Here is a 15,066-nt window from a genome sequence, read left to right on the forward strand (position 1 = left end):
TTCACCAAACGCGCGATTATACCGATTTGCATAATGAATAGACAGATATTTATCTGGCTGGTTGGCGAATGTACAACTTAACCAAATTGGCTAACATCACCAGCACCTTCACGCAGGATTTCTATATCCCCTTCAGATAGGTCGATCACTGTGGTGGGCTTTTGACCTAAATAGCCACCATGAATGATCACATCCACTTGATGCTCCAAAATATCGCGAATATGCTCAGGATCTGACTCGGTAAACTCTTCGCCAGGCATGATCAAACTGGTAGACATCAAGGGTTCATCCAAGGCTTCAAGTAAAGCAAGTGCGATAATATTGTCAGGCACTCTTATGCCAATGGTCTTTTTCTTGGGGTTTTGTAAGCGCTTAGGCACTTCTTTGGTCGCCTTAAAAATAAAGGTAAAAGGCCCCGGCGTATTGTGTTTTAACACACGATAGGCTTGATTATCGACTCTTGCATAACTCGCTAATTCAGATTGATCACGTACCATCAATGAGTAGTCATGATCTTGCTCAATTTGTCGAATACGCTCGATTCGGCTCATGGCATCTTTATTACCCAACAGGCAGCCTAAGGCATAACCTGAATCCGTTGGATAAACCACCACACCGCCCTGTTTAATCAAATTAACCGCTTGATTAATAAGACGTGTTTGAGGATTTTCCTCATGTACATAAAAAAACTGACTCATAGTGTTTCCGTCCACTTATCCATCTGCCAGACCCAATCGACACCTTGGGGCTGGAACATATTTTTACCTAATTCAATCCAACTTCCGGGAAAGTGAAAATCACTTCCAAGGGAGGCAAATAATTGATTAAGTTTACTCAGCGCAATTAAATTGTTGCGATCATCTAGCGTTTGCTGGCCCAAAACTACTTCCATCCCATCGCCACCGGCAGCCTTAAAATCACGCACCAAACGCTTTAACCATTTAGCTGACAACTTATAACCACTAGGATGCGCTAATACCGCAATTCCTTTAGCTCGGTGGATATACTCGATGGCCGTTGCCATATCAGCCCAGTTATTAGGCACATAACCTGTTTTTCCCTTAGCCAAATACTTCTTAAACACTGCAGCAGGGGCTGTGGCATAACCATTATCCGCCAACCAGCGAGCATAGTGACCTCGACTCAGCGCCGCGCCATCGGCTAATGCTGAGGCGCCTTCATAGGCTCCAGCAATCCCCGCCTTCTCAAGACGTAAGCCAATCTCTTTGGCACGGGCTTCACGTAATTGTCGCTGCTTGTTAAGAAATTCATTGAGTTGTTGATCGTTAATATCGACATTTAACGCCACAATATGAATATCGAAGTTCTGCCAACAGGTTGAGATCTCTGTGCCATTAATCAATTTCAGCGGCACCGTTTGCGCATTGTTATATTGATGCGCCTCAGCTAATCCATCTAAGGTGTCATGATCGGTTATCGCCAATACTTGCACGCCTTTTTCGAGCGCTCGAGCCACAAGTTCGGATGGCGAAAGTTGCCCGTCAGATGCAGTGGTATGGCTGTGTAGATCAATCAAAAGTGTTTCTTCTGTCATCTGTTCATTCTACTCGACTTTATCAGTAGAAACATCAAATTGGCTCAAGATAAGCGGAATAATTGCTTGTCAGCATATTTGTTAGACCAAATACTTCTCAAATAGAAAAATATTCAATTGACATCAAGACGGTGACAATGTTTTTATAGAGCCACAAACAAATTTACTCTTAATTTGATAAACAGATGACACAGACTACAGCGTTTAACAACATCAACTGGTGGTGGCACTTCCCAACTTAGCGGGTGGTGTGAAACTCTGTGCTCATGTAAAAGAGACAAGATTCAACAAAAAGCCCGCATTTAATGCGGGCTTTTTTCGTTTAATGGTTTAATTTTTATAGAATAATTTGCAAAGCTTTCAACAAAGCTAACAAGATATTATTTAGTCTAGCAACAGGCTTGGAGCGATAACAATGGCAAACGGTACTCTGGCAAGCGTCAGTACAATCAAGGAGCGGATCACCTATCACGATGATCCATTGAATTTATATCAACATCTGACTCAAAATGCCCCCAATACCATGTTGTTGGAGTCGGCTGAAATTGACAGTAAGGATCATTTAAAAAGTATCATACTGACCCATGCTGCCATGATTATTCGTTGTGAAGGTTACCGGCTCATTTTCAAGGCACTTACCCCTAATGGGCAATCTTTACTGCAACCAATCAACGCCTTCTTTAATCTTGAAACTGCAACCTTAACTGCAGACACGTTAACGCTAGAACTCACAAAAAGCCCTGAACAACTCGATGAAGATGCCAGATTAAAAGCCACGTCGCCATTAGATGGCCTCAGAGCACTGGTAAAACATATAGAAATCGATAAGCCTGACCAATTTGAATCACTTTTTTTAGGTGGTGTACTGGCTTATGACTTAATAGACACCGTAGAACCACTACCTCAAGTTGCTCCAAGCGATAATACTTGCCCCGACTATCTGTTTTATCTTGCTGAAACACTGATTTTAGTCGACCACCAACAGCAGCATGCTGACATCATTACTCACAATTTCAACGGTGACGCTCAGTTATCCCAAAGCCTAAAAAACCGGATGACCGAGCTGAAACAAGCCAGCCAAAGCCTTAATGCTATCGATGCATTAACGCCTGTTGAAGCTGAACTACAAGTGAATATCAGCGATGATAAATTTAAGGCAATAGTCAGCGACCTAAAAGAACATATTGTAGCGGGTGATATTTTTCAGGTAGTACCATCACGCAGCTTTAGCCTGCCATGCCCCAATACTTTAGGTGCATACCGCGCGTTACGTTTAACTAATCCTAGCCCTTATATGTTCTATTTTAGAGGCGAAGATTTCACCCTGTTTGGTGCCTCGCCAGAAAGTGCCATTAAATATGAAGCGGCGACCAACCAAGTTGAAATCTATCCCATTGCTGGCACACGTAAACGCGGCAAGAAAGCCAACGGCGAAATCGACTTTGATCTTGACAGCCGCAATGAACTCGAACTGCGTCTAGATAAAAAAGAACTCTCTGAGCATTTAATGCTGGTCGACCTTGCTCGTAACGATGTGGCGCGTATCAGTCAAAGTGGCAGCCGTAAAGTGCCAGAGCTACTTAAAGTCGACCGTTACTCTCACGTAATGCACCTTGTTAGTCGAGTAACCGGACAATTAAGACAAGATTTGGATGCCCTGCATGCCTATCAAGCCTGTATGAATATGGGCACATTAACAGGCGCACCTAAAGTCAGTGCAGCCCAGTTAATTCGTAAATCCGAGCAGCAACGACGTGGCAGTTATGGTGGCGCGGTTGGATATATCAATGGATTAGGTGATATGGATACCTGCATTGTGATCCGCTCGGCCTTTGTTAAAGATGGCACAGCACATATACAAGCCGGTGCAGGCGTAGTGTATGACTCAGATCCGCAAGCGGAAGCCGATGAAACACGTCAAAAGGCGCAAGCCGTTATCTCGGCAATTAAAATGGGAGGTGGACTATGAAACTCTACTTATTAGATAACTTCGATTCATTTACCTATAACTTAGTGGATCAGTTCAGAACCCTTGGCTTTGACGTCGTCGTTTACCGTAATGATCTCGACGCAAACTTCATCGCCAACAAATTACTCAGTGAGCAACAAGCGGTACTAGTGTTATCTCCAGGTCCTGGCGCGCCCCATGAAGCAGGCTGCTTAATGCAGCTCATCGACCTATTGGCAGGTAAAGTGCCTATGCTCGGTATTTGTTTGGGACACCAGGCAATGGTTGAACATTTCGGCGGCAAAATCGAACGAGCCAATCAAGTAGTACATGGCAAGGCCAGTCCGACAATACATAATGGATTAGGGATTTTTCACAATCTCCCCTCACCTCTACCTGTAGCGCGCTATCACAGTTTGGTGGCGACTCAAGTACCCGATTGTTTAGATGTCATTGCCACTACTGAAAATATGCCGATGGCAATCTCTCACAAGCAATACAAAGCCATAGGTTTTCAATTTCACCCAGAGTCAATTTTAACCACCTTGGGCAGTCAGTTATTAACTCAGACCCTTGACTATCTCACTGATGGCATTCAGTTAAATGGCAATCAACAAGGAGCCTGTAGATGAACGACCTTCAGCCTATTCTCGATAAACTTTATAGCGGTCAAAGCGTCAGTCGTGAACAAGCTAAACACTTGTTCAGCGCTATCGTTCAAGGTGAAATGAGTGAAGCCGCCATGGCAGGAATGTTAGTCGCAATGAAGATGCGCGGCGAAACGATCGAAGAGATCTCTGGTGCAGCAGATGCACTACTGGCAGCAGCCAAGCCTTTTCCTACTCCAAACGATGCCACTAAAAAACAAGGCATCATCGATATTGTCGGCACTGGTGGAGATGGTCATAACACCATCAACATCTCAACCACGGCAGCTTTTATTGCCGCTGCGGCTGGAGCAAAAGTGGCTAAACATGGTAACCGAGGCGTATCGAGCAAATCGGGCTCTTCTGATCTTCTGGCGCAATTTGACATTGATTTGGCCATGACGCCAGAAACGGCAAGGGATTGCTTAGACAGTTTCGGATTGTGTTTCCTGTTTGCACCTCATTATCACGGTGGCGTTCGACACGCTGTAGCTGTTCGTCAGGCGATCAAGACCCGCACCTTGTTTAATGTCCTCGGCCCCTTGATCAACCCTTCTCGTCCCGATTATATTTTACTTGGCGTCTATAGCAGTGAATTAGTCGAGCCTATCGCGAATGTCCTTAAGGCGCTGGGAATGAAGCGCGCCATGGTGGTGCATGGTAGTGGCTTAGATGAAGTCGCTGTACATGGTGATACCCAGGTGTGCGAACTCAATAACGGCGAGTTAAGTCAATACCGTTTAACCCCTCAGCAGCTAGGTGTTGAGAAAGCACCTCTCAGTCAACTTGAGGGCGGTACCCCACAGCAAAATGCCGACATCACGCGCGCTATTTTACAAGGCAAAGGACAATCTGCACATAGAGATGCGGTAGCAGTCAATGCCGGTTGCGCCCTGTATATTGCCGGAGTTTGTGATTCGCCCCAGTCGGGTGTCAAGCTCGCATTAAATACCATCAACGGCGGTAACGCCTACGGTTTACTCGCGCAACTAGCCGAAGCTAGTCGCCAAGCAAATTAAATTGGGAGTCAGAGTGAGTAGTTCAGCAGAGCAAAGTAATGTGTTGACCAAGATTGTCGATACTAAGGCTGCCCATATTGATGCCTTAAAACAGCGTTTCCCCGAAGCGACATTACAACCTAAGACCTCGGATAGAAGTTTATTCGATGCACTCAAGGCACCAAATGCAGGTTTTATTTTTGAATGTAAAAAAGCCAGTCCCTCCAAAGGCTTAATCCGTCAAGATTTTGATGTAGAGGCGATTGCCGATGTATACCTAAATTATGCGGCAGCGATTTCTGTGCTCACCGACGAACAATTTTTCCAAGGAGATATGGATTATATCCCCAAGGTTCGCGCTCGTGTGACACAACCTATTTTATGCAAAGACTTCTTTGTCGAACCATATCAAGTCAGACTCGCGGCTCATCAAGGTGCCGATGCGATTCTGCTCATGTTATCGGTACTCGATGATCAGCAATATCGATTGCTGGCACAAGAAGCACAGAAGTATCAATTAGACATGCTCACCGAAGTCAGTAATGAGGCTGAACTAAAACGTGCTATCGACTTAGATGCTGCCATTATTGGCATCAATAACCGAAATCTGCGCGATCTCTCTACCGATCTTGCCACCACAGAAGCACTCGCGCCCCAAATCCCATCTGATAGGGTCGTGATTAGTGAATCGGGGATCTATAACCAAAGCCAGGTAAGACGCTTGAGTCCCTTAGTTGATGGCTTTCTGGTAGGTAGCTCATTAATGGCAGAAGCCGATCTTGATCTTGCCTGTCGTACCCTTACCTTGGGTCATAACAAGGTTTGTGGTCTGACTCGAGTCGAAGATGCCAACGCTGTTGCTGCGGCTGGAGCGATTTATGCAGGGTTAATTTTCGCCGAAAAATCGCCGCGTTATATAAGACCAGAACGAGCACAACAGTTGGTCTCAATACAACGCCAAAGCGGTAAGGCACTCAACTTTGTTGGCGTATTTGTTAACCAAGAGATCGCTGACATAGTCGAACTGGCAAAGAACTTAAGTTTATTTGCGGTACAGTTGCATGGTGATGAAACAGAATATGAAATCGACCAATTGCGCCAAGCACTTCAAGCTGCTGGCTGCCAAACTGAAATATGGAAGGCCATAGCTGTTGATGTTGACGCTCCATCAAGGGACACATTAACACTAGCCAACTTAAAGCTACCAAATAATATTGATCGCATCCTGTTTGACAGCAAAAGCACTAATGAGCAAGGAGTCCAATTTGGCGGCACGGGAACATGTTTTAATTGGCAACAGCCACTTCCCAATAAGCAAGCCGCCATGCTAGCAGGTGGACTCAATCCGCAGAATGCACTTGAGGCCGCCAATCAAGGTTTCTACGGTTTAGATTTTAACTCAGGCGTTGAATCTGCTGCCGGTATAAAAGACAGCCAAAAGTTACAACAAGTGTTTGCTGCACTACGCCAATATTAAGTTAACGAATTAAATTTTAAGATTAACCTCCGACAAAACACATTTGTACGGTTAGCGATTAGGAAAACAAAATGACTAAGCTTGATCCCTATTTCGGTGAATATGGTGGTATGTATGTACCACAAATATTAATGCCCGCTCTAAAACAACTCGAATCGGCATTTATAGATGCTCAGCAAGACGAGGCTTTTCAGGCTGAATTTACTGACTTATTAAAAAACTATGCCGGTCGCCCCACCGCACTCACCCTGACTCGTAACTTGAGCCCTAACCCACTGGTTAAGATTTACTTAAAACGGGAAGATTTATTGCACGGTGGCGCTCACAAGACAAACCAAGTGCTTGGTCAAGCGCTACTGGCAAAACGCATGGGCAAGAAGGAAATTATTGCCGAAACCGGTGCCGGACAACATGGCGTTGCAACCGCACTGGCCTGTGCTCTGCTCGACCTTAAATGCAAGGTCTACATGGGGGCTAAAGATGTTGAGCGTCAATCGCCTAACGTATTTCGAATGAAACTCATGGGCGCAGAAGTTATCCCGGTAACATCAGGCTCTGCGACCCTTAAAGACGCCTGTAACGAAGCGATGCGCGATTGGTCAGGCAGTTACGATAAAGCCCATTATCTGCTCGGCACAGCCGCAGGCCCGCATCCCTTCCCGACTATCGTACGTGAATTTCAGCGCATGATAGGTGCAGAAACCAAAGCACAATTGCTACAACGTGAAGGACGTTTACCTGATGCGGTGATTGCCTGTGTCGGCGGAGGTTCAAACGCCATCGGCATGTTTGCTGATTTTATCGATGAAGCCAGCGTTCAATTAATTGGAGTAGAACCTGCAGGATTAGGCATAGACACGCCTAAACATGGCGCACCGTTAAAACATGGTAAGACAGGTATCTTCTTCGGAATGAAGGCCCCGCTAATGCAAGATGCTGAAGGCCAGATTGAAGAATCTTACTCGGTGTCTGCAGGTTTGGACTTTCCATCTGTGGGTCCACAGCATGCACATCTTGCGGCAACCGGACGTGCAAGCTACGAATCAGCAACCGATGATGAAGCACTCGAAGCGTTCCAATTACTTGCCAGCAGCGAAGGCATAATCCCGGCTTTAGAATCGGCCCATGCCCTTGCCTATGCAATAAAAATGGCAGAAAAAGCCACTGAAGAAACCATTTTGGTGGTCAATCTATCAGGCCGCGGCGACAAAGATATCTTCACCGTTGCCGACATCTTGGAAAACAACAAGCAACCAACACAAGCAGCACAGGAGAGCGGCAATGAGTAACCGTTATCAAGCAGCATTCGCCGCCTTAAAAACCAAACAACAAGGCGCCTTTGTTCCTTTCGTTACCCTTGGCGATCCAAGCCCAGAAGTGTCACTCAATATTATTGACACCTTGGTCGAAAATGGGGCCGACGCCTTAGAGCTGGGCTTTCCTTTTTCTGATCCCCTCGCCGACGGCCCAGTGATCCAAGGCGCTAACCTTCGCGCCCTTGCGTCTGGGACTACGCCGAGTCGGTGTTTTGAGATGCTAAGCCAAATTCGCGCTAAGTATCCACAGCTGCCCATTGGACTCCTACTCTATGCCAATCTTGTGTATGCCAATGGTATCGATAATTTTTATGCCAAAGCCCAAGCGGCAGGTGTCGACTCAGTGTTAATCGCCGATGTTCCCGTGGAAGAGGCGCAACCCTTTATCGATGCGGCCAAAGCCCACAACGTCGCGCCTATTTTTATTGCACCGCCTAATGCCGATGCCGATACCTTAAAACAAGTGGCTGCAAAAGGTGAAGGCTACACTTATTTATTATCACGAGCAGGCGTTACCGGTACAGAATCTAAAGCCGGTATGCCCATAGGCGATATCTTGTCACAGCTTAAGAGCTTTAAAAGCGCCCCACCATTACTAGGGTTTGGTATCGCCGAGCCTGCTCAGGTAAAAGCCGCCATTGAAGCCGGTGCAGCCGGAGCGATTTCAGGCTCAGCCGTAGTGAAAATCATCGAAGCAAATCAACACGATAAAACGGCACTATTAGCCGCATTAGCCGAGTTTACTCGCAACATGAAAGCAGCAACCTGATTGGGCTAGTCTCGATAACTAAGGCCTAAACAATTCTGGGATCGAAAATTAAGATCTCGATAAACGGGCTTAAAAACTCAATCAAAGATAAAAATGCCGACTCAACTGAGTCGGCATTTTTATAGAAATTGAACAAGCAAAGTAGAGTACACGTTGAGAATATGACTAATGACTTAATTTAACTGCCAATAGAGAAAAAGATACCCACAGCCATTTCTGCCCAGCAATATAACACTACCAAACTAATCATAATCATCAATAAGCGATGATATTTTCGTGGGATTGAACGTGCAGTATATACAGCTATCGTACTGGCTAAAGTCAACATTGCCGCCATCACGACAAAATCACCAACATCCCAATTTACTTCTTTACTAAACTGCATCGCTGTCAACGGAATTAACAAAATCACCGCAATAACCATCACTATCCAGCTAAAGATGCGGTTATCTTCGATTAATGATTTCATTAGCCCCCCGCAATAACCTATTTTTTATTAACTGATATAGATGATAGCTTTACTGCCATAAGAAAACAAAAAAGCAGCTAAACTGCTGCTTTTTAATACATTCATGTCTAGTATTGGATTAGATTTTTTTCATATCTTCATAGCTAATGTGACGCACATCTTTACCTTTGACATAGTAAATAATGTATTCACAAATATTTTGGCAACGGTCGCCAACACGCTCTACCGCACGCGCAGCCCACAGTACATCGAGTACTTCAGGAATAGAGCGAGGATCTTCCATCATATAGGTCATCAGCTGACGAATAATCCCCTCATATTCGCTATCTAACTTGATATCTTCTTTATGCAGCTCCATCGCCACATCTGCATCCATACGTGCTAACGCATCGAGTGTAGAATGTAGCGTTCGTGTCGCGTGACGGCCCATATTCTCAATACTAACTAGTAATGGCTGCTGATTTTTAAGACGCTTATCAAGTGCTGCATTGGCAATTTTTACGCAGGCGTCGCCAATACGTTCTAAATCGGCAATGGTCTTAGAAATGGCAATAATCAAACGTAAATCGCTTGCTGCAGGCTGGCGCTTAGCGATGATACGAGTACACTCTTCATCGATAGACACTTCCATGCCATTGACCTTGTGATCGCCATCAATCACCTTTTGTGCTAGCTCAGCATCTAAATTACCTAAGGCATCTAAAGACTGCTCTAATTGACGCTCTACCAAGCCACCCATAGCTAAAACACGGTGGCGAATATCATCTAGCTCAGCATTGAACTGACCAGAGATATGTTTATTTAAATTCATGTTATCCATTGGGTTCAACCTTATCTATATCTGTCTATTCAAGCCTTGCCGATTAACCGTAACGACCTGTAATGTAATCTTCCGTCTTCTTCTTTTTCGGCGTTGTGAAGATGGTATTGGTATCGGCATACTCGACCAGTTCACCCATATACATAAACGCCGTTTGATCAGATACCCGCGCCGCTTGCTGCATGTTATGGGTAACAATCACCACGGTATATTTTGATTTAAGCTCAGTGATCAACTCTTCGATAGTTAAGGTTGAAATGGGGTCTAGTGCCGATGTCGGTTCATCAAGCAGCAAGACTTCAGGTTCAATCGCAATCGCACGAGCAATAACCAAACGTTGTTGCTGACCACCAGACAAGCCGAATGCATTATCGTGTAAACGATCTTTCACCTCATCCCAAATTGCTGCACCACGTAGCGAGCGCTCGGCGGCTTCATCCAGTTCGCGACGATTATTGATCCCTTGTAAACGTAAGCCATAAACCACGTTTTCATAAATCGACTTAGGGAATGGGTTCGGACGCTGGAATACCATACCGACGTTACGACGTAACGTAGCCACATCCACTTGTTTGCCATAGATGTTCTCACCATGAAGTAAGATCTCACCGCTAATTTTGCAGCTTTCAACCAGATCATTCATGCGGTTGATGCAACGCAGTAAAGTTGACTTACCACAACCACTGGGTCCAATAAAAGCGGTCACTTGGTTTTTAGGGATCTTCATCGACACATCAAACAACGCCTGCTTGTCGCCATACTTAAGATCTAAGTTACGGATCTCAAGCGCAGTCTGTTCGCTGTTTAAATTAGCCAGATCAACCGTTTCTGTTGTCATTACCGAACTATCTATCGAAATCATCTCTATTCCTAATATCACTTCAGGATAAATTTTTAACGCCCGAACCTAGCTCAGGCGGTATTGAATTATTGTTCAAGCACTCTTTTTTAAGCACTGATTACTAAGCATTGGTTTGTTAAGTATTAGTGCTCAAGTGAACGATACTTTTCACGTAAATGGTTACGTACTGCAATCGCCGTTAAGTTCAAGCTGACAATCACAGAAACCAACAAAAATGAGGTGGCATAAACCAGTGGGCGTGCAGCCTCAACGTTAGGGCTCTGGAAGCCAACATCATAAATATGGAAACCTAAATGCATGAATTTACGTTCTAAATGCACAAATGGGAAATTCATATCAATGGGCAAGGTCGGTGCAAGCTTAACCACACCCACCAACATTAGCGGTGCAACTTCACCCGCCGCACGCGCGACCGCGAGGATTAACCCCGTCATGATTGCTGGACTGGCCATAGGCAAAATAATCCGCCATAAAGTTTCGGCTTTGGTAGCGCCCAAGGCCAAACTGCCCTGACGAACCGTACTTGGGATACGGCTAAGCCCCTCTTCAGTAGACACGATCACCACAGGCAAGGTCAAAATAGCTAAAGTCAGTGCTGACCAGATCACCCCTGGAGAACCGAATGTTGGGCTCGGTAAAGCTTCTGGGTAGAAAAGTTGGTCAATAGAGCCACCTAACATATAGACGAAGAAACCTAAGCCAAACACGCCATACACGATAGAGGGAACACCGGCTAAGTTAATTACCGCAATACGGATCATCTTAGTGATTGGGCCTTTCTTGGCATATTCGTGTAGGTAAACCGCCGCAATAACCCCAAACGGTGTCACGATAACCGCCATCAACATCACCATGAATACAGTACCGAAAATCGCAGGGAATACCCCCCCTTCGGTATTAGCTTCACGAGGGTCAGCGCTAACAAAGTTACCTACACCGGCAAACCAGTGACCAATTTTGCCAACGACACCCAAATGATTTGAATAAGTGACTTTAAGAATGCTATCAAGCTTAAGGGTCACTTCCTGGCCACGCATATCACGGATAATTACCGCATCGCGAGCCGCTTCTTGGCGTAGTGCAAAGAAATTCTTTTCATAGCCTAGATATTCCGTTTGAAGCTTGTCACGTTCAGCCGCTAGCTCTTGCTTGCGCGCCTCGGTTAAGCTGCCATTTAGCTCATAACCACGCTCTTTCAGACGTAGATGTTCAAGTTGATAGTTAATTGAACCAATATCGCCTTTCTGTAACGATACCGCTCTGTCACTGATAGCCACTGCACGCTCAATATGCTCTTCCAGTGAAGCTTCAATATCATCGAGGGCTAGGCGCTTACCATCTTCAATCACAGCTACAGGATAACCATAGAAATCACCATTTTTGCTGCGCTCAAGTTTTGCGAGTTCAGCTGGCTCACTACGAGATACAATATCGGTTGCCAGTATCCAGCGAAAATCCAAACCGACAAATTCACGGTTACCAGTTTTCACTAGATAGCGAGTGACAAACTCACCGGGGTCGTCGTTAAACTTATGACCAGCGGCGATTAAACGCTCCGTTGGTACTTCCTCTCTATCATAAATCTCGCCAATTAGGGTCGACTTAACCCCTTGTTGATCCACCAGCTCCCACTGATAAATCGGAGCAGGCCAGAAGTAACTCAGACCACGCCATGCGATTAACAGCAACAAGCCTAAAACCGCAATCAAACTGATGCTAACGGCGCCACCTGTCATCCAAATCCAAGGGGAACCCGACTTAAACCACTTACCCATTACACAAGCCTCTTAAGATCCCAGGCGAAAAAATAGAATTCATCATCTTGTTCTCCATTACAACGAGCTATAACGTTCACGCAGACGCTGTCTAACCACCTCGGCAATGGTGTTAAACAAGAAGGTGAAGATAAACAGTACAAAAGCAGCAAGGAACAGTACGCGATAATGCGAACTACCAATGGCGGACTCAGGCATTTCAACCGCAATGTTAGCAGCCAAGGTACGCATGCCCTCAAAAACACTCCATTCCATGATCGCTGTGTTACCCGTGGCCATTAATACAATCATGGTTTCACCTACAGCCCGACCCAGCCCCATCATCACCGCAGAGAAAATACCTGGACTAGCAGTTAATAGCACTACGCGCGTCAGCGTCTGCCAGTTTGTTGCGCCCAGCGCCAAACTACCGTTAGACAAATGACGTGGTACAGAGAACACCGCATCTTCGGCAATAGAGAAAATGGTCGGAATAACCGCGAAGCCCATGGCAATACCTACAACCAGAGCGTTGCGCTGATCGAAAGTAATACCCAGTTCGTTAGTGATAAATAAGCGAGTATCGCCACCGAAGAAAACCACTTCGATAGTTGGGCTGATATAGAAAGCAAACCAACCGATAAAGATGATCACCGGCAGCAACATCAACTCCTGATACACTTCAGGCAAACGCTGCTTCCATACTGCGGGCAAGTTATGCCAAGCAAATGCCGTCAGCAATATGCCGATAGGCAACATCAATATGAGCATGATAATGCCCGGCAAATGATCTTCGATTAAGGGGGCTAACCACAGTCCGGCCAAAAAGCCCAAAATGACCGTTGGCAAGGCTTCCATGATCTCAATCGTAGGTTTAACGATTGAACGTACCTTAGGTGACATAAAGTAAGCAGTGTAAATCGCGCCTGCAATGGCTAATGGCGTTGCAAACAACATGGCATACAGTGCGGCTTTTAGGGTACCAAATGCTAATGGCATCAAACTTAACTTGGCTTCGAAATCATCTGAGCCAGAAGTCGACTGCCATACGTATTTGGGCTCTGGATAACCTTCATACCACACCTTTTCCCACATCGCGCTCCACGACACTTCAGGGTGGCTATTTTCAACCGAGAACAGATGAAGTTTATCGCCCGCTTCAACCACAATGGCATTAGAGCGAGGACTAAAGCCCATTACTCCAGGTTGTTTCAGATCGAATGTTTTAGAAAACAATTTACGCTGACTGGTGGTGTAAAGCAGATTGAGTTCACCCGAATCACTCACGGTTGCGAAACTCTTACGATAAAACTCGCTGGCGATACGTTTTACGCCATCTTTGTTTTTGAATTCGCGGATCTCTTGATATTGACGCCCATTCTCACCATTAACCTGAAAATATTGCAGAATAAGGCCATCGTCATAGCTGACAAGCAATGAGCTGGCACCGGCTAACAAAGACACATCGGTTACTTTGGCCTTGGTGCGTTCTAGTTGGATCACTTGATCTAATGAAATATCACCGACTTCACGGATATCATAGACATACAGACGACCAGCTGAGCGAAGTAGCAATTGACGCTGATTCGGCGTCATCAATTGTTGATCAACTTGCAAAGGCGCATCTTTAATCACCTCAGAAGTCGCTTCCCACTCAACTTCTTCGGTCATCATGTTTTCTTCACCTTCGTGACGAGTCACATGCCAACGGCCTGATGTATCTCGATAAGCGAAGCTCATCTTGTCTGAGGCATACACAAAACTCAGTTGATTCAGGGGGAGTCCACTATCATTAACTTGTAAGGGAGCCTCTCCTAATGGAAAACGTAAATTTGGCGTAATTAAACGCTTATCATTTGGGTACGTAACAGAAAAATTCACGCCTGCAATAATCACTTGGCCATTAGAAAGTCCGAAAGCAAAACGCTGTTCACTTGGCATGGCGGCAACACTGCTGACAATCGAAACACCAGCCGGAAGTTTGATGTCACTCTCGTTAACTAAGTGTCCTGTGCTGGCACTGTAAAACGAAACCTTACCATCGGTAGCGACACGATAGAGGAGCTCATTTTGTTCATCGCTACCCACCATCAAGGTCGGCACGGTTTTATCTTGAATATCAGCACTCATGACAGGTGCTACATCGGCACCGTCAAATATTGGCTTAACGACATAAAGCAGATAGAAAAAAATCAGCAGCAAAGCAACAAACACCATAGTACCGCCGAGCGTAACTCCATATTGAGTAAGTTTGTCTTTGACCGCTCTTCGATTTGAGCCTTTAGCCGTCAACAGACTTTTTGCTGTAGAACCAGGTTGAGTGACCTGAGCTTCCATTAAGAACCTCGTTTTATTCTTATTTAAGAAAGTTGTTAAGAGTTTTCGCTGGGATTGTCGTTTCAGCTATGTTAACTATAGTGAAATACAACGACCCCATTTCTGACTTTCGAG

General features: G+C 45.4%; 13 protein-coding genes. 6 read left to right on the forward strand and 7 right to left on the reverse strand.

Annotated elements, in window-relative coordinates:
- Positions 1-77: 77 nt before the first annotated feature.
- Together L1D21_RS07975 and L1D21_RS07980 are read right to left on the reverse strand one after the other, a co-directional pair.
- Positions 78-698 carry an L-threonylcarbamoyladenylate synthase gene (locus tag L1D21_RS07975; protein ID WP_239844704.1) on the reverse strand — a complete coding sequence of 207 codons (621 nt, stop codon included), beginning with the start codon at positions 696-698 and terminating at the stop codon, positions 78-80.
- Positions 695-1,555, reverse strand: coding sequence for a PHP domain-containing protein (locus L1D21_RS07980; protein ID WP_239844705.1), 861 nt, complete (start codon positions 1,553-1,555; stop codon positions 695-697). Before L1D21_RS07980 ends, L1D21_RS07975 begins: the two co-directional genes overlap by 4 nt.
- Positions 1,556-1,970: 415 nt before the next feature.
- Here L1D21_RS07980 and L1D21_RS07985 point away from each other — a divergent pair, with 415 nt between their 5' ends.
- The 6 genes from L1D21_RS07985 (at position 1,971) to trpA (ending at position 8,710) form a co-directional block, all read left to right on the forward strand.
- Positions 1,971-3,524, forward strand: a complete 1,554-nt coding sequence (locus tag L1D21_RS07985) for an anthranilate synthase component 1 (RefSeq protein ID WP_239844706.1) — start codon at positions 1,971-1,973, stop codon at positions 3,522-3,524.
- On the forward strand, positions 3,521-4,135 hold the full coding sequence (locus tag L1D21_RS07990; protein WP_239844707.1) for an aminodeoxychorismate/anthranilate synthase component II: 615 nt from the start codon (positions 3,521-3,523) through the stop codon (positions 4,133-4,135). Before L1D21_RS07985 ends, L1D21_RS07990 begins: the two co-directional genes overlap by 4 nt.
- Positions 4,132-5,169, forward strand: a complete 1,038-nt coding sequence (gene trpD / locus L1D21_RS07995; RefSeq protein WP_239844708.1) for an anthranilate phosphoribosyltransferase — start codon at positions 4,132-4,134, stop codon at positions 5,167-5,169. Before L1D21_RS07990 ends, trpD begins: the two co-directional genes overlap by 4 nt.
- 13 nt (positions 5,170-5,182) lie before the next feature.
- Positions 5,183-6,625 (forward strand): bifunctional indole-3-glycerol-phosphate synthase TrpC/phosphoribosylanthranilate isomerase TrpF, encoded by a 1,443-nt coding sequence (gene trpCF, locus L1D21_RS08000; RefSeq protein ID WP_345773509.1) that lies wholly within the window; start codon positions 5,183-5,185, stop codon positions 6,623-6,625.
- A 71-nt stretch (positions 6,626-6,696) separates the two neighbouring features.
- On the forward strand, positions 6,697-7,914 hold the full coding sequence (gene trpB, locus L1D21_RS08005) for a tryptophan synthase subunit beta (protein ID WP_239844709.1): 1,218 nt from the start codon (positions 6,697-6,699) through the stop codon (positions 7,912-7,914).
- The gene (gene trpA / locus L1D21_RS08010; RefSeq protein WP_239844710.1) at positions 7,907-8,710 is read left to right on the forward strand and encodes a tryptophan synthase subunit alpha; all 804 of its coding nucleotides are present in this window, start codon (positions 7,907-7,909) and stop codon (positions 8,708-8,710) included. Before trpB ends, trpA begins: the two co-directional genes overlap by 8 nt.
- A 178-nt stretch (positions 8,711-8,888) precedes the next feature.
- Here the strand turns inward: trpA and L1D21_RS08015 are convergent, their stop codons facing one another.
- The 5 genes from L1D21_RS08015 to L1D21_RS08035 all read right to left on the reverse strand — a co-directional run bounded on the left by L1D21_RS08015 (position 8,889) and on the right by L1D21_RS08035 (position 14,952).
- Positions 8,889-9,179 (reverse strand): hypothetical protein, encoded by a 291-nt coding sequence (locus L1D21_RS08015; RefSeq protein WP_239844711.1) that lies wholly within the window; start codon positions 9,177-9,179, stop codon positions 8,889-8,891.
- Between the two features lie 118 nt (positions 9,180-9,297).
- Positions 9,298-9,999 carry a phosphate signaling complex protein PhoU gene (gene phoU / locus L1D21_RS08020; protein WP_239844712.1) on the reverse strand — a complete coding sequence of 234 codons (702 nt, stop codon included), beginning with the start codon at positions 9,997-9,999 and terminating at the stop codon, positions 9,298-9,300.
- A gap of 43 nt (positions 10,000-10,042) precedes the next feature.
- On the reverse strand, positions 10,043-10,861 hold the full coding sequence (gene pstB, locus L1D21_RS08025; RefSeq protein WP_239844713.1) for a phosphate ABC transporter ATP-binding protein PstB: 819 nt from the start codon (positions 10,859-10,861) through the stop codon (positions 10,043-10,045).
- 122 nt (positions 10,862-10,983) lie between these two features.
- Entirely contained in the window at positions 10,984-12,636 is a 1,653-nt protein-coding gene (pstA, locus tag L1D21_RS08030) for a phosphate ABC transporter permease PstA (protein ID WP_239844714.1), read from the reverse strand.
- Positions 12,637-12,693: 57 nt separating this feature from the next.
- Positions 12,694-14,952, reverse strand: a complete 2,259-nt coding sequence (locus L1D21_RS08035; protein WP_239844715.1) for an ABC transporter permease subunit — start codon at positions 14,950-14,952, stop codon at positions 12,694-12,696.
- Positions 14,953-15,066: the final 114 nt, after the last annotated feature.

It is taken from the genome of Shewanella sp. Isolate11 (assembly GCF_022398315.1).
Classification (GTDB): domain Bacteria; phylum Pseudomonadota; class Gammaproteobacteria; order Enterobacterales; family Shewanellaceae; genus Shewanella.

What these genes read in the sequence shown, in the direction of transcription:
- L1D21_RS07975 (WP_239844704.1), bottom strand. Translation starts at nt 698, where the DNA reads ATGAGTCAGTTTTTTTATGTACATGAGGAAAATCCTCAAACACGTCTT.
- L1D21_RS07980 (WP_239844705.1), bottom strand. Translation starts at nt 1,555, where the DNA reads ATGACAGAAGAAACACTTTTGATTGATCTACACAGCCATACCACTGCA.
- L1D21_RS07985 (WP_239844706.1), top strand. Translation starts at nt 1,971, where the DNA reads ATGGCAAACGGTACTCTGGCAAGCGTCAGTACAATCAAGGAGCGGATC.
- L1D21_RS07990 (WP_239844707.1), top strand. Translation starts at nt 3,521, where the DNA reads ATGAAACTCTACTTATTAGATAACTTCGATTCATTTACCTATAACTTA.
- trpD (WP_239844708.1), top strand. Translation starts at nt 4,132, where the DNA reads ATGAACGACCTTCAGCCTATTCTCGATAAACTTTATAGCGGTCAAAGC.
- trpB (WP_239844709.1), top strand. Translation starts at nt 6,697, where the DNA reads ATGACTAAGCTTGATCCCTATTTCGGTGAATATGGTGGTATGTATGTA.
- trpA (WP_239844710.1), top strand. Translation starts at nt 7,907, where the DNA reads ATGAGTAACCGTTATCAAGCAGCATTCGCCGCCTTAAAAACCAAACAA.
- L1D21_RS08015 (WP_239844711.1), bottom strand. Translation starts at nt 9,179, where the DNA reads ATGAAATCATTAATCGAAGATAACCGCATCTTTAGCTGGATAGTGATG.
- phoU (WP_239844712.1), bottom strand. Translation starts at nt 9,999, where the DNA reads ATGGATAACATGAATTTAAATAAACATATCTCTGGTCAGTTCAATGCT.
- pstB (WP_239844713.1), bottom strand. Translation starts at nt 10,861, where the DNA reads ATGATTTCGATAGATAGTTCGGTAATGACAACAGAAACGGTTGATCTG.
- pstA (WP_239844714.1), bottom strand. Translation starts at nt 12,636, where the DNA reads ATGGGTAAGTGGTTTAAGTCGGGTTCCCCTTGGATTTGGATGACAGGT.
- L1D21_RS08035 (WP_239844715.1), bottom strand. Translation starts at nt 14,952, where the DNA reads ATGGAAGCTCAGGTCACTCAACCTGGTTCTACAGCAAAAAGTCTGTTG.